At 48.7% G+C, this 23721-nt stretch carries 24 protein-coding genes; 13 read left to right on the top strand and 11 right to left on the bottom strand.

Annotated features, from left to right (window positions below; translation table 11 throughout):
- Nucleotides 1–263 precede the first annotated feature (263 nt).
- The 3 genes from nrfH to rhtB all read left to right on the top strand — a co-directional run bounded on the left by nrfH (nt 264) and on the right by rhtB (nt 3123).
- Complete coding sequence (gene nrfH / locus ACO05Z_RS03075) at nt 264–794, top strand: cytochrome c nitrite reductase small subunit (protein WP_421900388.1); 531 nt, start codon at nt 264–266, stop codon at nt 792–794.
- 25 nt (nt 795–819) lie between these two features.
- Nucleotides 820–2331 carry an ammonia-forming cytochrome c nitrite reductase gene (gene nrfA, locus ACO05Z_RS03070; RefSeq protein WP_421900386.1) on the top strand — a complete coding sequence of 504 codons (1512 nt, stop codon included), beginning with the start codon at nt 820–822 and terminating at the stop codon, nt 2329–2331.
- Nucleotides 2332–2496: 165 nt separating this feature from the next.
- The gene (rhtB, locus tag ACO05Z_RS03065; RefSeq protein ID WP_421900384.1) at nt 2497–3123 is read left to right on the top strand and encodes a homoserine/homoserine lactone efflux protein; all 627 of its coding nucleotides are present in this window, start codon (nt 2497–2499) and stop codon (nt 3121–3123) included.
- Nucleotides 3124–3163: 40 nt separating this feature from the next.
- Here rhtB and ACO05Z_RS03060 read toward each other — a convergent pair whose 3' ends face one another.
- Nucleotides 3164–3535 (bottom strand): hypothetical protein, encoded by a 372-nt coding sequence (locus ACO05Z_RS03060; RefSeq protein ID WP_421900382.1) that lies wholly within the window; start codon nt 3533–3535, stop codon nt 3164–3166.
- A 188-nt stretch (nt 3536–3723) separates the two neighbouring features.
- On the opposite strand from ACO05Z_RS03060, the gene ACO05Z_RS03055 reads away from it, so the two are divergent.
- The 3 genes from ACO05Z_RS03055 to ACO05Z_RS03045 all read left to right on the top strand — a co-directional run bounded on the left by ACO05Z_RS03055 (nt 3724) and on the right by ACO05Z_RS03045 (nt 5914).
- Nucleotides 3724–4713: an NAD(P)H-dependent glycerol-3-phosphate dehydrogenase gene (locus tag ACO05Z_RS03055; protein ID WP_421900380.1), complete on the top strand. Its 990-nt coding sequence runs from the start codon at nt 3724–3726 to the stop codon at nt 4711–4713.
- Between the two features lie 15 nt (nt 4714–4728).
- A complete protein-coding gene (locus tag ACO05Z_RS03050) occupies nt 4729–5007 on the top strand; it encodes a hypothetical protein (RefSeq protein ID WP_421900378.1) in 279 nt (92 codons plus the stop codon).
- Nucleotides 5008–5086: 79 nt separating this feature from the next.
- Nucleotides 5087–5914 (top strand): substrate-binding periplasmic protein, encoded by an 828-nt coding sequence (locus ACO05Z_RS03045; RefSeq protein WP_421900376.1) that lies wholly within the window; start codon nt 5087–5089, stop codon nt 5912–5914.
- Here the strand turns inward: ACO05Z_RS03045 and ACO05Z_RS03040 are convergent.
- Entirely contained in the window at nt 5911–6870 is a 960-nt protein-coding gene (locus tag ACO05Z_RS03040) for a chemotaxis protein (protein WP_421900374.1), read from the bottom strand. The two genes, ACO05Z_RS03045 and ACO05Z_RS03040, sit on opposite strands and share 4 nt — an antisense overlap.
- A 232-nt stretch (nt 6871–7102) precedes the next feature.
- Here ACO05Z_RS03040 and ACO05Z_RS03035 point away from each other — a divergent pair, with 232 nt between their 5' ends.
- From ACO05Z_RS03035 to ACO05Z_RS03020, 4 genes are all read left to right on the top strand, one after another.
- Complete coding sequence (locus tag ACO05Z_RS03035; RefSeq protein WP_421900371.1) at nt 7103–7741, top strand: hypothetical protein; 639 nt, start codon at nt 7103–7105, stop codon at nt 7739–7741.
- Nucleotides 7742–7930: 189 nt separating this feature from the next.
- A complete protein-coding gene (locus ACO05Z_RS03030) occupies nt 7931–9613 on the top strand; it encodes a long-chain-fatty-acid--CoA ligase (RefSeq protein ID WP_421900369.1) in 1683 nt (560 codons plus the stop codon).
- Nucleotides 9614–9780: 167 nt separating this feature from the next.
- A complete protein-coding gene (locus tag ACO05Z_RS03025) occupies nt 9781–10296 on the top strand; it encodes a hypothetical protein (protein ID WP_421900367.1) in 516 nt (171 codons plus the stop codon).
- A gap of 75 nt (nt 10297–10371) precedes the next feature.
- A complete protein-coding gene (locus tag ACO05Z_RS03020) occupies nt 10372–11010 on the top strand; it encodes a hypothetical protein (protein ID WP_421900365.1) in 639 nt (212 codons plus the stop codon).
- 94 nt (nt 11011–11104) lie between these two features.
- Here the strand turns inward: ACO05Z_RS03020 and dxs are convergent, their stop codons facing one another.
- From dxs to ACO05Z_RS02975, 9 genes are all read right to left on the bottom strand, one after another.
- A complete protein-coding gene (gene dxs, locus ACO05Z_RS03015) occupies nt 11105–13024 on the bottom strand; it encodes a 1-deoxy-D-xylulose-5-phosphate synthase (protein ID WP_421900363.1) in 1920 nt (639 codons plus the stop codon).
- A 162-nt stretch (nt 13025–13186) separates the two neighbouring features.
- A complete protein-coding gene (locus ACO05Z_RS03010) occupies nt 13187–14077 on the bottom strand; it encodes a polyprenyl synthetase family protein (protein ID WP_421900361.1) in 891 nt (296 codons plus the stop codon).
- On the bottom strand, nt 14067–14303 hold the full coding sequence (locus ACO05Z_RS03005) for an exodeoxyribonuclease VII small subunit (protein ID WP_421900359.1): 237 nt from the start codon (nt 14301–14303) through the stop codon (nt 14067–14069). The genes ACO05Z_RS03010 and ACO05Z_RS03005 overlap by 11 nt, the downstream gene beginning before the upstream one ends.
- Nucleotides 14304–14311: 8 nt before the next feature.
- On the bottom strand, nt 14312–15211 hold the full coding sequence (locus tag ACO05Z_RS03000; RefSeq protein WP_421900357.1) for a M23 family metallopeptidase: 900 nt from the start codon (nt 15209–15211) through the stop codon (nt 14312–14314).
- Nucleotides 15212–15230: 19 nt separating this feature from the next.
- A complete protein-coding gene (gene xseA / locus ACO05Z_RS02995; protein WP_421900355.1) occupies nt 15231–16610 on the bottom strand; it encodes an exodeoxyribonuclease VII large subunit in 1380 nt (459 codons plus the stop codon).
- A gap of 52 nt (nt 16611–16662) precedes the next feature.
- Nucleotides 16663–18405 carry a proline--tRNA ligase gene (locus ACO05Z_RS02990; RefSeq protein ID WP_421900353.1) on the bottom strand — a complete coding sequence of 581 codons (1743 nt, stop codon included), beginning with the start codon at nt 18403–18405 and terminating at the stop codon, nt 16663–16665.
- Entirely contained in the window at nt 18406–19482 is a 1077-nt protein-coding gene (gene ispG, locus ACO05Z_RS02985; RefSeq protein ID WP_421900351.1) for a flavodoxin-dependent (E)-4-hydroxy-3-methylbut-2-enyl-diphosphate synthase, read from the bottom strand.
- A 227-nt stretch (nt 19483–19709) separates the two neighbouring features.
- Nucleotides 19710–20420 (bottom strand): uracil-DNA glycosylase, encoded by a 711-nt coding sequence (locus ACO05Z_RS02980; protein WP_421900349.1) that lies wholly within the window; start codon nt 20418–20420, stop codon nt 19710–19712.
- Between the two features lie 171 nt (nt 20421–20591).
- On the bottom strand, nt 20592–21296 hold the full coding sequence (locus ACO05Z_RS02975) for a phosphoadenosine phosphosulfate reductase family protein (protein WP_421900347.1): 705 nt from the start codon (nt 21294–21296) through the stop codon (nt 20592–20594).
- 258 nt (nt 21297–21554) lie between these two features.
- Between ACO05Z_RS02975 and ACO05Z_RS02970 the strand changes: the two genes are divergently transcribed.
- The 3 genes from ACO05Z_RS02970 (at nt 21555) to ACO05Z_RS02960 (ending at nt 23714) form a co-directional block, all read left to right on the top strand.
- A complete protein-coding gene (locus tag ACO05Z_RS02970) occupies nt 21555–22025 on the top strand; it encodes an ATP-dependent zinc protease (protein WP_421900345.1) in 471 nt (156 codons plus the stop codon).
- Between the two features lie 18 nt (nt 22026–22043).
- Nucleotides 22044–22949 carry a 30S ribosomal protein S6--L-glutamate ligase gene (gene rimK / locus ACO05Z_RS02965; RefSeq protein ID WP_421900343.1) on the top strand — a complete coding sequence of 302 codons (906 nt, stop codon included), beginning with the start codon at nt 22044–22046 and terminating at the stop codon, nt 22947–22949.
- A 177-nt stretch (nt 22950–23126) separates the two neighbouring features.
- Nucleotides 23127–23714, top strand: a complete 588-nt coding sequence (locus ACO05Z_RS02960) for a hypothetical protein (RefSeq protein ID WP_421900341.1) — start codon at nt 23127–23129, stop codon at nt 23712–23714.
- The last annotated feature ends 7 nt before the right edge of the window (nt 23715–23721 follow it).

Here is a 23721-nt window from a genome sequence, read left to right as displayed (position 1 = left end):
TTCTTTGGTCAGCCCTTGATACCCGCATATTGTTTCATCCTCAAGTGCTGAGGGTGAAATATTTATTTTACCACTGCCCTCAAAAACTGACCCATCTTTTTGACTTAGGTCATAGATTTAAAATCATGGATATGAGATATTGGCAGTAGTGCAATCTTTTTATTTCCAATCAAGGAGGTATGGCGGATCAAATTTATAGTGGAATGAGCACTAAAAAAACAAAGTTTACCGAGGCTAAAGTAAATCTGTAGAGAGAGGTACCTATGAACTTTAACACGGTTCTACGGTTCTGTGCCCTGGCAAGTGTCACAGTCGCTGTGGTTATGGGGGTGTATTTGGTCCAAGAGTCCAAGGCCACATCCTACATGTCCAATGACTCCACAGCCTGTATCAACTGCCACGTCATGGAGAGTTATTACGCGACATGGCAGCACAGTTCCCACGCTCAACGAGCTCAATGTGTTGACTGCCATTTGCCGGTGGAAAATTACATCGACAAATACGCGTCCAAGACCCGCGACGGATGGAATCACTCTGTCGCTTTCACATTGAACACATACGGCAAACGCATGCTCATCACAGAGGATGGGGCCCGTCGCGTTCAAGAAAACTGCATCAGATGTCATTCCAGCTTTTCCAAAACACTCATCAAGAATGTTGACCGCTACCATGCGTTTGACAGCGAGTCGTTAGGGGAACGGAAATGCTGGGATTGCCACCGCTATGTCCCGCACGGGAAAGTGCGCAGCATCAATGCCGCACCTGTAAGACTTGGCGTAAAGTGGACTCAATAATATTTTGGATATGAATGGGGGAAAAATGAAGAAGAATACTATAATACTAGTGGGGGCTCTTATCGCGATAGCCTTCATGACGTACATGCTGCTTTCAATCAACACCAAAAAGACTGAACAGGTTCTGCTGAACACAACTCCTGTTATTAAAGAAAAAGGAGTAGAAGCCAGAAGTGACATCTGGGGTAAGGAATACCCTCGCCAATATGACACATGGAAAAAAACCAAAGACAGTAACAAGATTGAAGATCTGGTGGAAAAATATCCCCAGCTGGCAATTCTCTGGTCCGGTTACGGTTTTGCCAAAGACTATAACGCACCCCGCGGGCACTTCAATGCCTTACAAAGCAACATCAACACCCTCCGCACAGGAGCTCCTACCGGTCCTAACGACGGCCCCATGCCCATGGCATGCTGGTCCTGTAAATCCTCTGATGTTCCGCGCATTATGGAAAGGGACGGTGAACTTGAATACTTCACCGGGAAATGGGCCAGAATGGGCAATGAAATCGTAAACCCCATCGGCTGTGCAGACTGCCACAACAGTCAGACAAGCCAGCTCGAAATTTCAAGACCTTATCTCAAGCGCGGCCTCGAAGCGAGCGGCAAAAAACTGGAAGATCTCACTTTTCAGGATATGCGTTCTCTGGCCTGCGCCCAGTGCCACTCTGAATATTACTTCAAAAAGACCCCTTACACCGATAAAGCAGGTAACAAGCAAATTGCTGCTGTAGTAACCTTCCCGTGGGCCAAGGGACTCGCTGCCGAAAACATGGAAGAATACTACAATGAATACGGATTCAAGGACTGGACTCACGGCCTGAGCAAGACTCCCATGCTTAAAGCCCAGCATCCCGGCTATGAAATCTTCACCACCGGTATTCACTATAAGCGCGGCCTTTCCTGCGCTGACTGCCACATGCCTTACATTCAGGAAGGCGCAGTTAAATTCTCTGATCACCAGATTCAGAGTCCTCTCAACAACATAGCCAACTCCTGCCTGACCTGCCACCGCCAGAGCGAGGAAGAGTTCAAGCAGATCGTGGAAGAAAAGCTGAAGCGTAAGAACCAGCTGAATGTTATCGCCATGAACAGCCTTGCCAGTGCACACCTGCTGGCCAAAAAGGCATGGGAAGTGGGCGCAACCGAAGATGAAATGAGAAAGCCCATTAACACTATTCGTTCCGCACAATGGCTCTGGGATTACTCCATTGCCAGCCATGGTTCTTTCTTCCATGCTCCCGGTGAAACCCTTCGCCTTCTTGGTGTTGCAAACAACAAAGCTATGGAAGCACGTCTGGAACTTCAGAACATTCTCGCAAATCACGGTGTCACCAACTATGAAGTCCCCGACTTCTCCACCAAGGAAAAAGCCCAGAAGCTGGCTGGTGTACCTTTTGATAAGCTCGTTAAAGAAAAGATGAGATTCAAGAAGGGACTGGTTGTCGAATGGTATGATGAAGCCGTGAAGGCTGGACGTTTAGACAAAAACTGGTGGAAGATTCTGCCTGACAATACTGCCTATCCGCAGAACTAAACAGTCCCTGTATTGATTAATATTAGAAACATACATAGCCCCCGGACGAAAGTCCGGGGGCTTTTTGGGTTGTGTTTACTCCGCAGCTTTTAAAAAAAAGCAAAAAAATGTATGCAGACTTCAAATACTCATCCAGAAAAACTCTTCTTTAAAAGGATTCCACCAATGCCATTCACAATATGGATTTCTTTTGTTGCCGTTTCCATCATTTTCAGTCTCTCCCCGGGCGCAGGTGCAGTTGTCTCCATGAGCACTTCAATGAAATATGGTACAAAAAAAACCTTAAGCCTGATAGCAGGACTTCAATTCGCATTGCTTATACATCTGATTTGTGTGGCGGCAGGATTGGGTGCGCTGCTGGCTTCTTCTGCGCTATTTTTTGAAGCCCTTAAATATGCCGGAGCCGGCTACCTTGTCTGGCTGGGAATTAAAAAATGGCGGGAACGGGATTTGTTGCCAGAGGATAACGGTCTAATCCATGAAACATCAGCCGCTTCTCTTTTTAAAACCGGTATGATGGTTAACCTGAGCAACCCTAAGTCTATTGTTTTTCTTGCGGCCTTTCTTCCGCAATTCATAGACCCGGCAGCCCCAGCCTTGGCGCAGTATACTATCTTGGGAGGCACAACTCTTTTAGTAGATGCTTTCGTCATGGTCGGATACATGTGCGTGGCCGGAACAGCCCGGCAGTATTTCTCCACTCCCAAAAGAGTGCTCATGCAAAATAGAATATTCGGGACACTTTTTGTCGGAGCAGGACTAGTCCTCGCCTCAGCGAAAAGGACTGCTTAAATTTGTGCACATACTTTTCAAAGCAGCTCTCGAACAGCAATCAATTAGACAAATCCTTCAGTGCCTGTCCTAAAATCTGATCCGAAACTTCAAGGACAGCTTTGATCTCCTGCGGTGTGGCATTATCAAGATGGATTCCACAGGCAACTGAAACGGTACAATTAAAAGCTGTCGCCAACGCATATGAAATTCTACGGGCAAGCTCATCTTCCTTATGTCCGCAAACAGTCAACATAGAAACAGACGCATCAACTTTTTCCTGATCACGCAATCCAGGGTGGGGGACAGCCAAAGCAACAGCACCGATATGCGGTCCATCTCCCCCATAAAGGCTGACATTAAAATCTTTGCCCATACGCTCAACAGTCATCGTTAAGGTAAAACGGGAGGTTGTTTTTTCAATACGAATCATAAAACTGTCCTTTTCTGAAATTCTTAAAACAACAGAAGGATATATGTCACTCCCTATCCATGCAATTTTTCTTTTTCACTATCGATAACCCCCTTTCATTTTTGAACAGGTTGCTAAATTTTCCTACGGGGGGTAACTTAGATTTGATCTTAAATTCACGCTGATTACAATTTCCAAGGAGATAATAAATGAAAATTGCAGTTATCGGAGCCGGGGCATGGGGAACCACTCTTGCCAATACTCTTGCTAAAAAAGGACATAATACCCACCTCTGGGTCCGCGAAGAAGAGCTTGTCGAAGAAATAAACAAAACCGGATACAACACAGTTTTTCTGCCTGATTTCAAACTATCCCCTGACCTGAAATGCAGCAGCGATGCGCAGCAGGTTATGCAGGACGCAGACTACTTTCTGCTTGTGGTGCCAAGCCAGTTCATGCGCAGTGCCCTCGCCGACATGAAACAGTACTTCCCGGAAAATCCGGCTGTTATCTGCGCCAGCAAAGGCATTGAATTAAACACCGGAGCCCCCATGTCAGAAGTGGTCCACGAATCATTGGAAGGGCTTAACCCCAGATTCGCGCACCTTTCCGGACCCACCTTTGCTTATGAGCTCAGTGCAGAACTTCCGACCTCCATCGTGCTCGGCTGCGAAGATGAAAAGCTGGCCGCTGAAGTACAGGATATTTTCTCTACTCCATATTTGCGAATCTACACCAACCCTGATTACCGTGGGGTTGAGCTGGGCGGTGCCATAAAAAACATCATGGCCATTGCCGCAGGTATGGCCGACGGCTTAAAATTCGGGCATAACACACGTGCAGCCCTGATCACCCGTGGTATAGCTGAAATGAGCAGGCTGGGCGAAGCCATGGGCGCGCAGGCATCTACATTCATGGGCCTTTCAGGTATGGGGGACCTTGTACTTACCTGCACCGGGGACCTTTCCCGCAACAGGCAGGTCGGACTCAAACTCGGTCAAGGGATGAAACTGAGCGAGATCCTGAAAATGCGCATGGTGGCTGAAGGCGTAAAAACAACTGAATCGGTTCACTTTCTGGCAAAAAAACTTGGAGTTGAGCTGCCTATAACCGAACAGGTTTATAAAATTCTTTACGAAGACAAAGATCCCGCTACTGCGGTTTGCGACCTGATGAACCGCGACCTCAAGGCGGAGTAACCAAAGGAGTGCTGAATGAAAAAGATTCTTTTGCTGACCGCGGCCCTGTTAATGCTCGGTGGATGCGGATCATGGCATAACCCGAACATTAGCGACCCGGCCAAGGAAAAGGAAATTTTCAAACGCGACCAGGAATTCTGTGAAAACCAAAACCAGCAGAACGTACCGGTAGGTGCACAGACAGACGACGCACCTCCGGAACCGACCACCTACGAAGCCGAGTTTTCCGAAAACTATGCCTATGAAACAACATTTGAAGAATGCATGAAAAGGCGCGGCTGGATAAAAAAATAAAACAACAAGAATCCCCTTTGTAATCCAGCAAAGGGGATTTTTTCTTCCGCGCAATAACTTGCTATGATAAATATTGGTTATGTCCGGAAAAACAAAACTTCGACTTTTCAAGCAGGCTTGCACCTTGCTGGTATTGACCTTCCTCTTACTGCCTCCGGCAACGCAGGCAGAAGAATCTCCTTTGCTGGTTTCCGGGCAAATGGATTGGCGACCATTCCTCATGAAGAACGATGCCGGAAAAGTCTACGGCTTGATGTATGAAATTTTAGAAAAAGCAGCCCAAGCAAATGGCTACACTTTAGAATATCGGGACATGCCGTGGAAACGGGCGATTGTTTCATTGGAAAAAGGCAAGCTGGACATCATATGCGGTATATTCTGGAATAGAACCCGAGCAAAGAAATTTATCTTCTCTCCTCCCATTTTGCGTAATCAACTGCACATATTCACCAACAAACCCTTTACGATGGAGAAACTGATTGACCTGCAAGGTAAGACAGGAGACCGCATAAGAGGGGGGAGTTATGGGGAAACTTTCGACAAATTCATAGCTTCCGGCAAGGCTCACTTCAACGAGGTCACTAACGATAAAACTGCCATCAACAGACTTGTAAGAGGATATTCAGACTTTTTCATCGGCACCTATATCGATACCACCATCAAGCTTTCAAAACGCGGATTGGCACATTCCATCGTAGCCTTGCCGTATATCGTTGATACCGTGAACGTATACTTTGCCTATCCTAAAAAATCCAAAAAGAAACATTCATACGAGCGAATCAACCGCACCCTTAGACAAATGCAGGCCAGCGGGGAAATAGCAGAACTCGTCAATATCTATTTTAGTGAAACCGCAATAGATCCCCGGAGAGTTGTTTTTGCGCCCAAGGATCTGCGCGGACACTAAGGCGATTGCCGCATAGCCCTATACTTTTCAATCAAGCTAATGGCCCGCCCTGTAAGTTCATTAAACTCGGGCTTAGTGATCTGGTCATCCGCTTTGACCGCCTCTCCCTTGTGATAAAGCCCTTTAGTAATGAGCGAAGAAAAAAGAATGACCGGCATGCAGGATAGATCTGCATGGTCCTTAATGTTTTTGGTCAGGGTGTAACCATCCATCTGGGGCATCTCAATATCTGAAACAACAATATCAATCACATCTCTGATGGAGCCGCCGCTTTCCTTGGCTTCAGCATTCATTTCTTTAAGCGCGTCCAAAGCTTCCTGCCCATTGGTATAAAGCTTGACCTCAAAGTTGGCGGATTCAAAATTTTTATTAAGCAGCGCACGCACGGAAACGGAATCGTCCACCAGTACAGCGGTCATCTTTTCCGGGGCAGTATAGACCTCACCATCGCTTCGCTCAGCCATTTCAGGATCAAGTTCACCCAGAATACGTTCAAGATCGATCATAAGGACAAAGCGATCCTCAAGATGCACAGTCCCGGTAATGCAGTTGCTATCCAAGTCTGCAATATACTTATTGGGAGTCTTCAGATCTCCCCAGCCGATACGGTGAATCTGAGTCACCCCGGTAACCAGAAACCCGGTGATTACATTGTTCATCTCTGTAACCACGATAAGCTCGTAATCGGACTCCTTGCGTTCTATGCCGAGCCAGACCGCCAGATCAATGACCGGGAGAATTATATCGCGCAGGGACATGGTTCCCAGATAGCTGGGATGCGGTGCGCCTTCAGCAGCCTCAAGCCCTCCCGGGGCCTCGACAACTTCAAGCACCTTTGCCACGTTTATACCAAAATAATCGCGCTCATCAGCACCACCATCAACTTCATCAATAAAAAACTCAATAATTTCGAACTCGTTAGTCCCGGTATCCAGTAATATTTCATTATCCAGCATATGGTGACTCCCTCAAAAATCAGTCCCGAATTCTGCCCAATATCCGCATAGACTTCTATTGTAAATGTCCGCACGTACTATTTCAAGGTATTACCCTTTTTTTCAAAATAAATACACCAATTCCTGATCTTCAGGAAGCGTCAACTCAACTAACGCGCCTTGTTATTGCTAGCTCATACGTATTGATATACAACTGATACAAAATATCGAGTACACAACTAAAGGGGTATTTATGTTAAAAAAATCCGGTCTTGTAAAACTCTTTTGTCTATGTCTGTTCATATTTTTATACGGCTGCTCCGCCCACGAAACCAAGCCGACCGTACCCATAACAGTATTTAACCCTACCCCCGGATCATTTAATGTTCAGGTTGTGCTTTTCGATCTCAAAGGAAATGGACTCCCGCAAAAAGTCGAAGCCGGAGTGGTTCCCATGGAACAGAACCTGATTCAAGCCCTTGAAGGAATCGGGTACAGCTACGCTCCTGATGGAAATGCCAATTACCTGATAGAAGCACGTATCGGTTCCATTTCCCCAAAACTTGCCGCAGCCGGGGAATCCCAACGAGTCGGATTTGCCTATGACGGATTCTACGGCGATCCATTTTTCGCCGAATACCCGGTGCTGATTAATGAATGGACCCCGGAAATACAACGCATCCGCAGCGGCCCGAACACCTGCTTCATCACCATGCAGATTCTGGTCAAGGAATCAAAAGCCGGACGTGATGCTGTGGTTTATCATGGAACCCCGCGCCCCATGGAAGTTTCCTATGAACTGGGATGTCCTTTCTCAAAATGCGGACAAGGAGCCAATCAAGCCCTCATTGCTTACCTGCTGGATGTTTTTTCCAAATCGGCCCGCAATTAACTAAATATACAAACTTGCAAGAATCTAAACAGATCAATATACTCGCCCCTCTTCTAAGGAAAGCGGAATCCCCTATGCGGGGGGATGAGGAATCTGTGCTGCTGCCGTAATTTCAGGACAGCCGCCGCATTCCCGTAAAAAAGAATTAAAATTCAATCTATTGGATTAAGGAATAAGGGAAGGTAAGGAGTGGAGATCAATCGCCCGTGGCTGGATCATTATGATCCGGAGGTACCTCAAAGTGTGGATTTTGTATATCGGCCGTTATTTGAATATCTGGACCTGACAGCTGAAAAGTGGCCCAAACGTAAGGCCATTGAATTCCAGAACTGGTCAATTACCTACGGCAAGCTGCAGCGAGAGGTGGAAATAATGGCCGCCAATCTGCGCAAACTGGGCATTGAACCGGGAGACCGGATCGCCATCATGCTGCCCAACACACCGCAGATGATTATGACCTACTTTGCCATTCTCAAAGCCGGGGCCGTCGTCACTTTGACCAATCCGCTGTACATGGAAACCGAGATAGTCCACCAGCTCACTGATTCCGGTGCAAAGATGCTGGTCACCATCGACCTGCTCTGGTCTAAGATCGAAAAACTGCGCGACAAACTACCGGTGCGCAAATATCTGGTCACCAAAATTTCCGACACTCTCAATTTTCCCCTGAACTGCCTCTATAAATTGAAATGCATGCGGGAAAAGAGTTCTCCTAAAGTTCCCTATAACGACTCTTCAATTCTCAAATGGGATATCCTGCGTAAAGGTAAAGAGCGCTACTGTTCGCCGAACATCAGACCTGAAGACACCGCCCTGCTGCAATACACAGGGGGGACCACAGGTCTTTCCAAAGGCTGTAACCTGACTCACGCCAACCTTGGGGCGAATGTTCAGCAGTGCCACGCCATGCTCAACAGCCTTGGAGATGAAAAAGAGATTGTAATGGGTATCCTGCCCTATTTCCACATCTACGGCCTGACTGTCTGCCTAAACTTCCCGACCATGCTCGGTGCGACCATGGTACCCTTCCCACGCTACGTGCCTCTTGATGTACTCAAGACCATGCACAAGCTTAAGCCGACCCTTTTCCCGGGTGCTCCGGCCCTGTACATTTCCCTGCTCCAGCAAAAGGAAGTGGAAAAATATGATGTAAAGTCAGTCAAATACTGTCTGTCCGGTTCCTCCCCCATGCCGGTGGAAGGAATCAAAGAATTCAAAGAAGTGTTCGGAGCGACCATTGTTGAAGGATTCGGCCTGACCGAAGCCTCCCCGGTCACTCACCTCAACCCTCTGCGCGGTAAGAAGAAACCCGGCTCCATCGGCATGCCTTTACCTTCAACCGATGCTGCAATCGTGGATATGGAAGTGGGCAGCGTTCAGCTTCCTGCCGGAAAAATGGGTGAACTTGTCATCCGTGGCCCACAGGTAATGAAAGGCTATTACAATAAGCCGGATGAAACTGCGGGAACCCTGCGCAACGGATGGCTCTACACCGGCGACATCGCTTACATGGACGAGGAAGGCTACTTCTACATTGTGGACCGCAAGAAAGATATGATCATCTCCAGCGGCTACAATATCTACCCCCGCGAGGTTGATGAAGTCCTTTACAAACATCCCAAGATTCAGGAAGCCGTTACTGTAGGCCTGCCTCACAAGACCCGTGGTGAAATAATCAAAGTCTATATCGTACTCAAAGAAGGTCAGAGCATGGACCGCGCTGAGGTGATAAGTTACTGCCGCGACAAACTTGCCGGCTACAAAGTTCCCCGACAGGTTGAATTCCGCAATGAATTACCCAAAACCATGGTTGGTAAGGTACTGCGCCGTGCCCTTCGTGAAGAAGAAGCGCAGAAGAAAAAAAAGAAATAATTTATTTCAAAATATACCAGCAACTAAAGCCTGCCTGTAGTCACCACAGGCAGGCTTTCTTATTTTCGCAATTTGACAGGCAATTAATTCAAGAGCATATTTACTAATAATTACAAATAATTATATCAAAACACACACAATTCAATATTCATTTTGCGAGGACTGCCATGCAGGAAAATCTAAAGACCGTGACTATGCAAAAAGGAATTCCCGGAACTATTACCCTGCTGCAAAAAGGAGTATTCATCCATACTACTTCCGGGCTGAGTGTGCGGGAATTCATGGTCGATGAAATCGGGCTCAGTCCTGACTATGCCGAAACAAGGGTACGGGCAATTTTCGTGAACGGTTCTCCGGTGGATGATATCGACGGAGTTAAGATCAAGGATGGCGACGAGGTTTCACTTTCAGGTGCCCTGCCGGGAATCAGCGGCATCGCCATGTGCCGGGACACACCCATCGGTGCTTTCCGCACCGACATCAGCGCGAAGGCGTCCGACGCTGTCAGTTCCGGTGATGCAAAAATCTATCTTAAGCTCTTCAACCTTATCGCAAAGGAAGCTGGGCCGACCCTGCTGAAAAAAGGTGTTATCGTCATAGCCGAAGATGTACGAGCCTACCTGAAAGACGGTGCACCGGAAGGTCTTCCCTCGGAAGGGGGACCAATCCTGCTGAAAATATAAATGGTAGATTTTGTTATTCCGATAATATACAAGCAGCACATTCAACAACTACTAACCTGCTTTCGGAATATCATTATGAAAAGACTACTCTTAATATGCATTTTATCCTTACTGACCTTCACTGGCTGCGCTGTTGGAAACAAATATGATCTGGCCAGTGCTGTGCCTGAAGTTTCACAGGCGTCTAATCAGGAAGTGGCCTTGGGCGTACAGGACAAGCGTGAATTCATTGTAAACGGAGATAAGACACAAGATTTTGTCGGACTTCAACGTGGCGGATTCGGCAATCCTTTCGATGTAACCACCCAAACTGGAAACCCTCTTGCCGAGGACATCTTAAATGCCCTTGCTGCGGGAATGGAAAAGCAAGGCTATCATGTCAGCAAAGTAACCATATCTCCCCTGACCGAGACCGACACAGCTATATCAAAATTATCCGCTGAGCATAAAAAACGCTCCATACTCGTCTCCATCCGCAACTGGAAATCCGACACAATGACCAATGTAGCCATGCATTACGATATTAAAGCGACAGTTTACAATGAATCAGGTTCCCGAATGGCTGAAACTTCACTGCATGGCTCAGATGATTTGGGCGGCAGTTTTATGAACCCACCAAAACATGCCATGAAAGTAGTTCCGGAAGCATTGCAGGAACAGCTTGGCCGGATAATTAATTCACCGGCAATTACGGATGCCTTGAACAAAAATTAATTCCCTTACATCAAAGACAAAATCAAAACGGTCAATAAAAAAGGGTTAGTCTCGCATGAGACTAACCCTTTACTCTTTCTGCTCAAATCAAAACTTATTTCAGCCCAAGCATCTCTACCATGGTTTCTTTCATACCCTGTGTATCGATGCCGAGTTCGTTGCGCAGTTCCAGCTGGGTGCCGTGCTCAATGAACTCATCGGGGATGCCGAGACGCTTAATCTCGTGGCCGTCAATGGCGTTGTTGTCCACCAGCATTTCAACCACTGCGGAACTGAATCCGCCAGCCTTGGCATTCTCTTCCACAATGAGGATTTTCTTGAAGCGGGAAGCCAGCTCCAGAATCTGTTTTTCTGGCAGCGGCTTGATGAATCGGGCATTGAAGACTGCAACAGCCTTGCCGAATTCCTCATCAATCTCTTCCACAGCTTCAACGGCAGGCCAGACTCTGGAACCGACAGTAATGACCAATCCGTCAAAACCGTCACGCAGCAGTTCACCTTCACCGATCTCAAGCGTGCTGGGAGTATCTTCGAGGATCGCCCCAATACCAACGCCACGAGGATAACGAACCGCAGCAGGGCCATCAAAATCAATGGCAGTCCTGACCATGCGCGCAAGTTCGGCCTCATCCTTGGGGGCCATGAAAATTAGGTTGGGGATATGACGCATGTAGGACATGTCGAAGACCCCGTGGTGGGTCGCACCATCAGCTCCGACCAATCCGCCACGGTCGAGGAAGAAATTCACGTTCAGGTTCTGCAGACAGACATCATGCACGACCTGATCATAGGATCTCTGCAAGAAAGTGGAGTAAATGGCCACCGCAGGTTTGTAGCCCAAGGTCGCCAGACCAGCGGCAAAAGTCACCGCATGCTGCTCACAGATACCCACATCCACAAAACGATCGGGGAACTGCTCACGGAAACTATCAGTTCCGGTCCCTTCAGGCATAGCAGCAGTAATTGCAACGATCTTTTCGTCCTTCTCAGCCAGCTTGCACAGAGTACTGCCAAAAACAGAAGTATAGGAAGGCAGTCCGCCCTTAAACTTCTTGGCACGACCTGTTTCCGGCTCAAAACTGCCCACACCGTGAAAATAGGTGGGGTTATCTTCTGCCGGAGTGTAGCCCTTACCTTTCTTGGTCAGCACATGGACCAGCACCGGACCGTCCATCTTTTTGACCTGCTCAAGAACATCGACTAGCTCAGCCAGATTATGTCCGTCAATGGGGCCGAGGTAGGTGAAATCAAGAGATTCGAAAAGCATTCCCGGAGTGAAAAAACTCTTGAAAGAATCCTCACCACGCTTGGCATACATAGCCAGATCATCACCGATCTTGGGAATCTGTTTAAGAACGGATTCGAAATCCTTCTTAAAACGATTCATCACCGGATGGGAAAGTTTACGGCTCAGGAACGCTGAAAGAGCGCCAACGTTGGTTGAGATGGACATCTCGTTATCGTTGAGAATAACCACCATCTTGCGCTTCATGCCACCGGCCTGGTTAAGGCCTTCAAAAGCCTCCCCGGCAGTCATGGAGCCGTCACCGATCACAGCCACACAGTTACGGTTGTCACCTTCAAGGTCGCTGGCAACAGCCATACCCAGAGCTGCAGAAATTGAGGTACTGGAATGGCCCACACCAAAATGGTCATAGGGGTTCTCAGCCATACGCGGGAACCCACTGATGCCGTCCTTCTGACGCAGGGTATGAAACTCATTGTAACGTCCGGTCAGAATTTTATGGGCATAAGCCTGATGACCGACGTCCCAGACCAGACGATCATGATCAAGGTTGAAACACTTGAACAGAGCCAAAGTAAGCTCAATTACACCGAGAGAGGGAGCAAGGTGCCCACCGCCCACGGAAACGGTATTTATTATACACTGCCGCAGTTCTTCAGCCAGCTGAGCCAACTGCTCATCGCTTAGCTCCTGAACCTGCGCAGGATTATTTATTTTCTGCAGAAGCTCATATTTGCCGCATCCGCAAGAAGAATCATTTTTACTCATATCCCAATGAACCTCACCACTGGTTTCAATATATTTAAACTTAAGCAGCGTAACAGCAAACTCCCCAACTCCCTCTGGAATCCACTGCTTGGCGCACACTACTTAACACTGTTAACTTTGCAACGTATAAAAAATCTATTCCATACCGATCTTCAATTTTTCCTAGTAAACCCGGTCCACTATATAGCGGGCCAGCTCCGCGAGGAACTCGGCTTCTTCACCTGAATAAGGTGAAAGCAATTCAACCGCCTCATCAACATACTTACGGGCCAGTTCCTTGCTTTCTTCAAGTCCGATCAGGCTGGGGTAAGTGGACTTACCCTGTTCGATGTCACTACCCACAGGCTTTCCGAGGGTTGCTTCATCTCCGACAACATCCAGAACATCATCCACGATCTGGAATGCTACGCCGATGAGTCTTCCGTATTCTTCCGCACGTCTGACATCATCTTCGGACGCTTCTGCTCCTTTAGCCAGAATTGCGCCTGATTTACAAGCAGAAAGAATAAGTGCACCTGTTTTCATGGAGTGCATGACCTTGAGTTCTTCAAGGGTCACGCCTTCACGACCAGTGTAGCTCATGTCCACAACCTGACCGCCGACCATGCCCGGGCTGCCTGCGGATTTAGCCATCAAAGTAATGGCTTCCACCACGTATTCGGCAGGAGCATCAGCTTTAGCCATGAAACCGAAAGCTTCGGTGAGCAGGCCGTCACCGGCCAGAATTGCGGTAGCTTCATCAAACTTTTTATGGTTTGAAGGCTTGCCGCGACGAAGGTCATCATCGTCCATGGCCGGAAGGTCGTCATGGATCAGCGAATAGGTATGAATCATCTCAAGGCTGGCTGCAAAAGGCATAACCGCCTCTTTTCTGGCACCGAGCATTTTTGCCCAGACCAATACCAGTACCGGGCGCAAACGCTTGCCTCCGGCCAGCAGGCTATATTCCATGGATTCGAGAAGGTTCTCAGGAATACCCATATCCTTAAGACATTCACCCAGATATTTTTCAACATCCGCAGCATGCACTGCGAGTTTTTCTTTAACTGTCATCCGCTGTATCCTCTTCTGTATCAACGTCAAAGTCTTCTACTTCGCCGCCTGTGACTATTTTAACTTCGTTACGGGCCTTTTCCAGCTGTGTGGCGCATTCCTTGGAAAGGATCTGGCCTTCTTTAAACAGAGCCACACCTTCCTCAAGAGGCAGGTCGCCCTTTTCAAGAGCGGAAACTATCGCCTTCAAGCGGTCAAGACGGTCTTCAAATGATTTTTCTTTCATAAAAAATCTTATTTTATACCGAGCAATTGGTCGGTTGTTTTATGCATTACATAGTTAGGGTCCACCAATTTGCCCTGCACTGAGACACTCATGTGCAGGTGCGGTCCGGTCACCCTTCCTGTGGAACCGATGCCGCCGATAAGCTGACCCCGTTCCACTAATTCGCCTTCCTTAACATCTATCCTTGAAAGATGGAAATACATAGTGACCACCCCGCTACCATGATCAACATACACTGAATTTCCTGCGTAATAATGGTTGCCGACCAGCACTACTTTACCATCGGCCATAGCCTTGATGGCAGTGCCCTTGGCACCACGGAAATCAAGGCCGCGGTGCGGGTTTTTAGGTTTGCCGTTCAGGATACGCTGCGCGCCATAGGGGCTGGACTGCGAACCTTTGGTAGGACGGGTAAATGGCAGGAACCATTTGCGTTCATGGCTCATTGCTGCCTTGGCCGCAGCAACTTCCTTACGGTCCTGCGCGATCTTTTCGTAAACTTCCTTGGGCGGGGTTACCATCTTTTCAGGCAGGGTCAGTCGCTGGACACGATATTTCTTCTTATTAATTTTAACGGTACGACCGAAAGTACGTTCCTTGCCTTCAGATACAGTCTTGATGACCAGCTTGTCCCGACCGATTTTATCAGAAAGAACATCAGTACCGAACATTGCCAGCGCAACAGAACGACCTTTCCAGCTACGGATTTCCGGCTCTACGCTCTTGCCCTTCCATTTAATGGACACGGACTCCAGAGGCTTATCGGATGTTACACGCACCAAAAACGGTTCACCGAGCCCGACTTTTTTGGGATAAGCGAGAAATACTGATGCCAACGCAGTTGATGCGCAGAGCAGAAGCAGAAACAAAGTAAGAAGAGCAATGCGAAACTGTTTGTATCCAATCATTTTCAATAGTCTCCACAGATTATTCAGATGTAACTCTTGCCCGAACCTCACCGGACTTGACCCGTACCCGGATAGCATCACCGTCTGCAACCTCATCCGGATTGCGCAGGAATTTACCGCTTTTTTCCACAGTCACGAGGGAATAACCCCGCTCCAATGGACTTTCCGGGTCCAGCATACGCAATGAGGTGGACGCATTATCAAATTCAGCCAGTTTATCTTTCAAAAAAATATTTACTGCGCGGGACAATCTGCTCTGTAAGCCATCAAGATCGTGCTCCATACGCTCTATCCGCTCTTCGCCGAAAGCAAAGTTGAGCCGATGCGAAAGGCTGAGCACTTCAGCATCTTTTGCGGAAACAAACTTTTCCGCAGCCCGGTTCAGCCGCTCACCTTCTTCAGCAAAGGAAGTCAGCAACCGTTCAATGCGTTGTGCGGGAGACAACCAACTGAGTCCCTTTTGCAAAGTTTCCAGCCGGGATTCACGCACATTCAAAAAATTTTCAAAACTGCGGGCAAGAGAACTCTCCAGCTCGTCCACAGTCTGCATCAAAGTTTCGCGCCGGGGCCAGAGTTCCTGCGCCGCATGGCTGGGAGTCGCCACCCGCTTGTCAGCCACGTAATCGGCAATGGAGACATCAACTTCGTGCCCTACTCCGCAAACCACCGGTACTGTGGCCCGAAAAAGCGAGTCTGCCACCTGCTCGGTATTAAAGGCCCAAAGATCTTCCAGTGAACCGCCGCCACGGATAAGAACCGCCACCTCGGCCCAGCCATCGTCATAAACAGCATCAAGAGCCTGCGCGATCTGTCCCGGAGCAAGGTCACCCTGAACCAATGTGGGATAAATTCTTATCTCAGCGCCGGTTCCGCGCATTTCCGCAATCTTAAGAAAATCCAGGATAGCCGCACCTGTGGGAGCGGTAACCACCGCCACACGTTTCGGGGAACGGGGGATTTCCATTTTGCGGTCTTCGTCGAAATATCCTTTCTCAGCCAGCTTGCGTTTCATGGCTTCGAAGGCAAGCTTCAAATCACCGACGCCCTGCTCCTGCACCAGTTCTGCAACGAGCTGGTACACGCCACGCGGGGGGTAGACATTCATGTGTCCGGCACAGAGGATTTCCATACCGTCTTCAAGTTCCAGCGGACCACCGGATTCAATTTCACCGGTCAACGGGTTAACGGACTCTTCGCTGTCACCGCTACCTGTCCGCTGGTTGCCTTTGAACCAGACCACGGAAAGCCCCGCATCACCGTCAGTAAGCGTAAAATAAATATGCCCGGACGCAGGCCGGGCCAAGTTCGTAACCTGACCCCGCACCCAGATAAATGGAAATTCCGTTTCCAGAACATCCTTAACGGCACGGGTAATGTCAGTTACAGAAAATATTTTCATATATTATTTAAAGCTAGCTGCTACATATGTAGCAGCTAGCTTTACTTTTAATTTATGCTTCAAGTCCCCATGACTGCCAGATTTCGGCACGCCATGCTTTGAAGGCTTCAGTGAAACCTTCGAGGGGCAATTCGATCTTTTCAGCGGTCTTACGGTTCTTAGCTTCCACAATACCGTTCTTGAGTCCCTTACCGCCGATAACCAGCTGCATGGGGTAACCGATCAGGTCAGCGTCAGCAAATTTCACACCCGGACGTTCCTTACGGTCATCGTAAGCGGCATCGATGCCCATTTCCATGAGCTCGTTGTAAAGCTCTTCTGCTTTTTCATTAACAGCAGCATCTTTACCGCCGAGGGAAATCACACAGAGTTCAAAAGGAGCGATGGTCGGCGGGAAGATAGCGCCGTTTTCGTCGTTGTTCTGCTCAATGGCGGAAGCAACAATACGGGAAACGCCGATACCGTAGCAGCCCATTACCATAGGCTGGGTCTTGCCGTTTTCATCAAGGAAAGTGGCTTCCATAGACTTGGAGTACTTGGAACCGAGCTTGAAGACATGACCTACTTCAATACCCTTTGTGAACTTGATAGCCGCGCCGCACTCGGGACAGGGATCAGCTTCGGTGATCACGCGTAGGTCTGCGAACTGCTCAATCTTGCAGTCTCGGCCAAGGGAGAGATGCTTGATGTGGGTATCGCCCTTGTTGGCTCCGGCAATCCAGTCGGTAGCAGCCAGCAGTTCGTGGTCGGCGAAGATGCGCTCAACCTTGATGCCCACAGGTCCGGCAAATCCGACAGGTGCGCCGGTCCATTCCTTAACCTGCTCCTCGGTTGCCATTTCGATTTCGTTACCGCCAACGAGGTTGCGCAGCTTAACGTCGTTGAGCTCACGATCACCACGAACAAGGGCAGCAACAGGCTCACCGTCAACGGTGAACAGCAGGGTCTTAACCAGCTTGTCCTGTTCAACTCCGAGAAATTCGCAGACTTCTTCAACTGTGTGCTTACCGGGAGTGGCAACTTCTTCAATTGCAGGACACTCAGCGTTGAGCATGGATTCACCGGCAGGAGCAGCAACCTTTGCTTTTTCAAGGTTGGCTGCGTAGCCGCACTTATCATCCTTGCAGACCGCGATGGTGTCTTCACCGGTATCAGCCAGCACGTGAAATTCGTGTGAAAAATCGCCGCCGATGGCACCGGAGTCAGCCTGTACAGGACGGAAGTTCAGTCCAATACGGGAGAAAGCTTTTTTGTAAGCTTCGAACATGTTTGCGTATGATTCTTCTGCGCCAGCCTCATCCTTATCAAAGGAGTAAGCATCTTTCATGATGAATTCACGACCACGCATCAGGCCGAAGCGGGGGCGGATTTCGTCACGGAACTTGTTCTGAATCTGGTAAAGATTAAGAGGAAGCTGCTTGTAGGATTTTACTTCGCCACGTACGAGGTCGGTGATGACTTCTTCGTGGGTGGGTCCGAGACAATAATCACGACCGTGACGGTCTTTAACGCGCAGCAGCTCTTTACCGTAGTAATCCCAGCGGCCAGTTTCCTGCCAAAGGTCACCGGGCTGAACCATGGGCATAAGCACTTCCAGCGCGCCCGCGCGGTTCATTTCCTCACGCACGATGCCTGCAACCTTGTTGATGGATTTCAGGCCCAGCGGCAGGTAGTTGTAAATACCGCTGGTCAGCTTGCGGATCATACCCGCACGCATGAGCAGTTTATGGGAAACCACTTCCGCTTCAGAAGGGTCTTCTTTCAATGTGGGAATATAGTAACGGCTTAAACGCATTTATTGTCCTCTCTTTTCTTTCAAAAATATTTCAATTTCTTTCATAAATTCAGGCAGCAGGTTCTCATCGCCTTTGACCTTGCGGATGACTTCGCCCTTACGGAAAATGATGCCCAGCCCACGGCCCCCGGCAATGCCGATATCAGCTTCGCGTGCTTCTCCGGGACCGTTTACCACGCAGCCCATAACCGCCACGGTAAAGACATCTTCAACACCGCGCAGGTTGTCTTCCACTTTCTGGGCCAGACCGATCAAATCAATCTCGGTACGTCCGCAGGTGGGGCAGGAAACAATCTCAGGGCCACGTTCACGCAGTCCCAGAGAACGCAGGATTTCCCAGGCAACGCCCACTTCAGCCACAGGATCATGAGTCAGGGAAACACGCATGGTATCGCCAAGACCTTCCCAGAACAGGATACCCAGTCCAACGGCAGATTTAACTGCACCGCGCACCAGAGTACCCGCTTCGGTAATGCCTACATGCTGCGGATAATCAACTTTTTCGGAAAGCAGTTTATAAGCGGCGATGGTATTCAGCACAGACGAAGATTTGAGAGAAATCTTGGTATTGTAGAATTCCCTCTTTTCCAGCATAGCCACGTGTTCCAGCGCACTTTCGACCATGGCTTCCGGGGTCGGACCGCCATACTTGGCGAGCAGTGCTTTGTCCAACGAGCCGCCGTTCACGCCGATACGGATGGGGATGTTGTTTGCCTTGGCAGCAGAAACAACAGCATCCACGCGGCGTTCATTACCAATGTTACCGGGATTGATGCGCAAAGCGTCGATTCCGGCATCAATGGCGGCAAGGGCCAGACGGTAATCAAAATGAATGTCCGCCACCAGCGGGACCGGAGCCCCCTTACGGATCTGCGGCAGGGCTTTAGCGGCTTCTTCGTCCGGCACGGCAACACGCACGATTTCGCATCCGGCCTCAGCCAAAGCATCGATCTGCGCCCGGGTGGAAAGGGCGTCGCGGGTGTCGGTGTTGCACATGGACTGGACCCTGATCGGGTTGTCTCCACCAATGCCGACATCCCCGATGAACAGCTCACGGGTCTTTTTTCTATTGATCATTTTTCACCTGATTTATTCAGTTTGGCAGCTAATATAAAAATAACGTGCGCGGTAGCATAATACATATTGTTATAAGAGCCAAGGCGTGAAGGCATGCCTTCGGCGACCCTGCCGGGGGCCTTAAACCCTTTTTGTAAAAAGGGTTTAAGAATCCCAAAAACTTTTAATATGCTTCGCGTCGTTGTTATCAGGATTTTGAGTGGTTAAAACCACAGCGAAGTTAAGTTTTATTTTACCCAGTTGATTTCTGGGCAATTAGCGAAGTGGTTTTCGCCGAGGAAGGTACCTGCTGTTTTGGTGAACAGGCGCGGATGGTAGCTGGTCATTTTCTGATCTTCGGCTACAAATCCTGCGAATTCCTGAGCGTCCTTGCCCCAGAGCATCCATTTTGCATTAGAATTTTTCTGAGCAATGAACTGCAGAAGTGCGCTGCTGAAGTCGCGCCAGATTTCAGTATGGCTGCCGGAATTATCAATCTGGCAGGTTAGTGCGGTGTTCAGGAAAAGCACACCTTCATTTTCAAGGTGACCGAACATTTTTTTCGGAGGCAATACCGGAAATTTACCGGACTCAATATCTTTCCTGATCTTGGCGATACCTTCAACATCATCAGCCTGCAAGTAATTCTTATGCAGCAGCTTAAGGATGTTGACCAGTGAAGCATTACGCTTCAATTCGGCCCAAGTTTTGATATCACCAACTTCAAAGGCCCTGCCGGTGGCAACACCCATCTGAGGATAAGGGTCCTGACCAAGAATAATCACTTTCATAGTGGAAAGATCTGTTTCGCAGAAACGCAGAACCTTATCTGCATTGGGTGTAAAATCCTTACCGATGGAAGAACTGATTTTATCAAGCTCCATCATCCGCGGAAGAGTAAAAAATCCACGCCAAGACTCATGAACCTCATAACTGGACAAACAAAAATTAACTCTCATATCTCTATATCTCTCTTTATATTAAACATCAGCCTTCCCTACTGCCCCAAATCTTTCCGACAAAACGGCGAAGCCTTATTAAAAAGTTTTGGGATTCTTAAACCCTTTTTCAAGAGGGTTTAAGCCGCCGGAGGCAAAATCCTTTCATCCAAAAGCGCATCATAACTGTCTTTAAAAATATCCCATAGAAGTAAGCTGTTCCAGATTACGTTCTTTCTCTGCACTGCGACCATCGCGTTCGGTGCTGCCACCTTTTGCAGTGCATGGTTTACAACCTAGGGAACGATAGCCCTGATCGTAAAGTTCGCAATGCGGAATCTGGTGCATGGTGATGAACGACCAGATATCCATCTCAGTCCATTCGAGAATCGGATTAAGCAGGGTGTGGTCCGGCTCATCGCGCACTTCCATGTACCTGCGCCCTGCCCTGCTGGGATGTTCATCGCGACGAATCCCGGTAATGAGCAGGTCAATTTCAAATTCTTCTATGGCCTTCTGCAAAGGTTTGATCTTGAGATCAGCGCAACATTTCACCGGGTCCTCAGCTATCGGGTAGCTTGTGAGGTCCACTTCGGGCCGGATGACCTTCACATCAACATCCCATTTCAAGGCTGTGACATCTCTGAAAGCCATCACTTCAGGAAACTTAATCCCGGTATCAATGGACAGGGCCTGCGGAATCAATGTCAGCGATGCTTCCTTACCCTTATTCTTAAGCACTTCCCGCCAGAGGGCCAGCACTACGGTGGAATCCTTACCCCCGGTCCAAGCCACGGCGATGCGTTCCGGCGGATACATTTCCAACATGCCGGACATGAGGCCTGCGCTGTGGGCCACCTTGGCGTCGAGAGGTGAAGATGCGTTTATTTCAGTCAAAATCAGACTCCTTAACAAAAGTGGTTCCCTTGTTGCCTGAAACGATTCTTTTTGCAAGCCGAGCCTGATTGTGAATTCAACTGACAAAAATCGCATAGCCTGCTTTTTTTGCTTGCTTTTCAAGGCTCACAGCTATATGCCCTACCTCGCTATAAATAGAAGCACATTCTCACAGAGAGAGCAGATAAACTCAATCTACCTTGATTATTCTGCACCATACTTCATTTTACGGCATATTTCATACTCAAGGAGCAGCTTATGAACTGTCCCGAAAACATACATGGGAAAACGGTCATCGGCTGGAGGGAATGGGGAGCTTTCCCGCAATTGAATATTCCGGCCATTAAATTCAAAACTGACACCGGAGCTAAAACTTCATGCCTGCACTCTTTCCAGCAGGATTTTTTTGAACGGGACGGTCAACAGTGGATTCGTTTCGGTGTCCATCCTGTTCAGAATGATACAGACATTGAAGTCTTCTGCGAAGCACCGGTCATTGATTTCCGCACAGTCACCAATTCCGGAGGCATAAGCGAAGAACGTCCTGTGATCAGTTCGAAAATCATTATGGGCAACATGAGCTGGGATATTGAACTTACCCTGACGAACCGTGATTCCATGAAATTCCGGATGCTTCTTGGCAGAACAGCCATGGAAGAACGACTTATTGTCGATCCTGCCGGATCGTACCTGCTGGGCAGGAAACACGCTGCTGAATTTTACAAATAGATATTTCGGGAGGCACGAATGAAAATCGGCATTCTTTCCCGCAAACGGGAACTATATTCCACCAATTCGCTAGTGGAAGCCTGCAAGGCCCGCGGCCATGAAGTGCGGGTCATCAACCCCCTGCGCTGCTACATGAACATCACTTCGCACAATCCGAGTATTCTTTATAAAGGAGAAAAACTCGAAGGATTTGATGCGATCATTCCCCGCATCGGTGCATCCATTACCTTTTACGGTTGCGCAGTAGTCCGCCAGTTTGAGATGATGGGCGTATATTGCGTAAATGAATCCGTAGCTATCACCCGCTCCCGCGATAAACTGCGCAGTCTGCAGCTACTGGCACGCAAAGGGATCGGACTTCCGGTAACTGCCTTTGCCCACTCCACGCAGTACACCGAAGACCTGATTGACTCCGTTGGCGGCGCCCCGCTGGTCATCAAACTACTGGAAGGTACTCAGGGCAAAGGAGTCGTCCTTGCTGAGACAAGGGCTACCGCCGCAAGTATCATTGAAGCCTTCAAGGGCTTGAAAGCAAACATCCTTGTTCAGGAATACATTTCCGAAGCAGCAGGTTCCGATATCCGCTGTCTGGTCGTCGGCGGAAAGGTTATTGCCTCCATGAAACGTCAGGGACCTGAAGGGGATTTTCGTTCCAACCTGCATCAGGGCGGATCGGCAACTCAGGTAAAAATTACTCCCGAAGAACGTTCTACAGCTGTACGCAGTGCCAAGATCATGGGACTGGGCTTCTGCGGGGTGGACATCCTGCGCTCCAATCACGGACCGGTGGTCATGGAAGTAAACTCCTCCCCCGGACTTGAAGGAATTGAGACCACTACAGAAATTGATGTTGCGGGAAGGCTCATCGACTATGTTGAAAAAAATGCCCAGCCCGGTAAGACCAAAACCAAGGGCAAAGGCTAGCAAATATGTCTTCGATATAACAAAAGCCCCTGCATTCATGTTAATGCAGGGGCTTTTTTACATCTTTAAAACTACATACATTTCTTAATAATTCTTTATCTGATCTTTATAGACACTGGCCGAAACATTGCTTTGCTTTAGGTGTTGTTAATTTTCTTAAACAAAAGGAGTGTTTTTATGGTCACAATTGATTCACTGGGCAACTCAGCCTCAACAGGTGTGTTTAAGTTGAACCAGAATGAGCCGGATGAACAGCGCAAAGCCATTGATGAACGGCTGAAAGACGGTGATACCGTCAAGATTTCTGCTGAAGCCATGGAACTGTTCAAGTCAAAAATGGAAGAATACGGGGCTAAAAATCCCGGCGACCTGACTGAAGATCAACGCGAAGACTTAAAAGACACCATGGAAAGTTTTGCCGAGAAGAACGGCATTGACCCGGAAAATATGCCCCGCCCGGGCGGTCGTCCCGGTGGAATGCCCCCCGGAGGCATGCCTCCTGATGGAGAAGGCGGCGCACCCGGAGGCGGAAAAGGCGGTCAGCCTCCAGCTGGAGCCGCAAGTGGCGCAGCAGCTTCCTCTTCAAGCGAAAGCACTGATGTAGAGGACAAGGAAGACGAAATCGAAAAGCTAGAATCCGAGATCCAGCAACTTCGCTCCCAAGCAACCAACGACGAAAAAGCCGCAAAAGAACTGAAGACAAAGGAAGTGGAACTTGCCGCACTTCAAGCTGAACTCGCCTTACTTGAAACCCAATCCGCATAAAATAGTA

Source organism: Maridesulfovibrio sp., from assembly GCF_965230075.1.
Classification (GTDB): Bacteria; Desulfobacterota; Desulfovibrionia; order Desulfovibrionales; family Desulfovibrionaceae; genus Maridesulfovibrio.
The sequence above is the reverse complement of the archived record's forward strand: the minus strand, read 5'-3'. Positions and strand labels throughout refer to the sequence as shown.

Bases quoted from the DNA above. Each gene is read 5' to 3' on its own strand.
- ACO05Z_RS03060 (WP_421900382.1), bottom strand. From the start codon at position 3,535: ATGATTCGTATTGAAAAAACAACCTCCCGTTTTACCTTAACGATGACT.
- ACO05Z_RS03000 (WP_421900357.1), bottom strand. From the start codon at position 15,211: ATGATTGGATACAAACAGTTTCGCATTGCTCTTCTTACTTTGTTTCTG.
- ACO05Z_RS03020 (WP_421900365.1), top strand. From the start codon at position 10,372: ATGAAAAGACTACTCTTAATATGCATTTTATCCTTACTGACCTTCACT.
- rimK (WP_421900343.1), top strand. From the start codon at position 22,044: ATGAAAATCGGCATTCTTTCCCGCAAACGGGAACTATATTCCACCAAT.
- ACO05Z_RS03010 (WP_421900361.1), bottom strand. From the start codon at position 14,077: ATGACAGTTAAAGAAAAACTCGCAGTGCATGCTGCGGATGTTGAAAAA.
- ACO05Z_RS03050 (WP_421900378.1), top strand. From the start codon at position 4,729: ATGAAAAAGATTCTTTTGCTGACCGCGGCCCTGTTAATGCTCGGTGGA.
- ACO05Z_RS03045 (WP_421900376.1), top strand. From the start codon at position 5,087: ATGTCCGGAAAAACAAAACTTCGACTTTTCAAGCAGGCTTGCACCTTG.
- ispG (WP_421900351.1), bottom strand. From the start codon at position 19,482: ATGATCAATAGAAAAAAGACCCGTGAGCTGTTCATCGGGGATGTCGGC.
- ACO05Z_RS02990 (WP_421900353.1), bottom strand. From the start codon at position 18,405: ATGCGTTTAAGCCGTTACTATATTCCCACATTGAAAGAAGACCCTTCT.
- ACO05Z_RS03040 (WP_421900374.1), bottom strand. From the start codon at position 6,870: ATGCTGGATAATGAAATATTACTGGATACCGGGACTAACGAGTTCGAA.
- ACO05Z_RS03005 (WP_421900359.1), bottom strand. From the start codon at position 14,303: ATGAAAGAAAAATCATTTGAAGACCGTCTTGACCGCTTGAAGGCGATA.
- xseA (WP_421900355.1), bottom strand. From the start codon at position 16,610: ATGAAAATATTTTCTGTAACTGACATTACCCGTGCCGTTAAGGATGTT.
- rhtB (WP_421900384.1), top strand. From the start codon at position 2,497: ATGCCATTCACAATATGGATTTCTTTTGTTGCCGTTTCCATCATTTTC.
- ACO05Z_RS03055 (WP_421900380.1), top strand. From the start codon at position 3,724: ATGAAAATTGCAGTTATCGGAGCCGGGGCATGGGGAACCACTCTTGCC.
- nrfA (WP_421900386.1), top strand. From the start codon at position 820: ATGAAGAAGAATACTATAATACTAGTGGGGGCTCTTATCGCGATAGCC.
- ACO05Z_RS02960 (WP_421900341.1), top strand. From the start codon at position 23,127: ATGGTCACAATTGATTCACTGGGCAACTCAGCCTCAACAGGTGTGTTT.
- ACO05Z_RS03025 (WP_421900367.1), top strand. From the start codon at position 9,781: ATGCAGGAAAATCTAAAGACCGTGACTATGCAAAAAGGAATTCCCGGA.
- ACO05Z_RS02980 (WP_421900349.1), bottom strand. From the start codon at position 20,420: ATGAGAGTTAATTTTTGTTTGTCCAGTTATGAGGTTCATGAGTCTTGG.
- ACO05Z_RS02970 (WP_421900345.1), top strand. From the start codon at position 21,555: ATGAACTGTCCCGAAAACATACATGGGAAAACGGTCATCGGCTGGAGG.
- nrfH (WP_421900388.1), top strand. From the start codon at position 264: ATGAACTTTAACACGGTTCTACGGTTCTGTGCCCTGGCAAGTGTCACA.
- dxs (WP_421900363.1), bottom strand. From the start codon at position 13,024: ATGAGTAAAAATGATTCTTCTTGCGGATGCGGCAAATATGAGCTTCTG.
- ACO05Z_RS03035 (WP_421900371.1), top strand. From the start codon at position 7,103: ATGTTAAAAAAATCCGGTCTTGTAAAACTCTTTTGTCTATGTCTGTTC.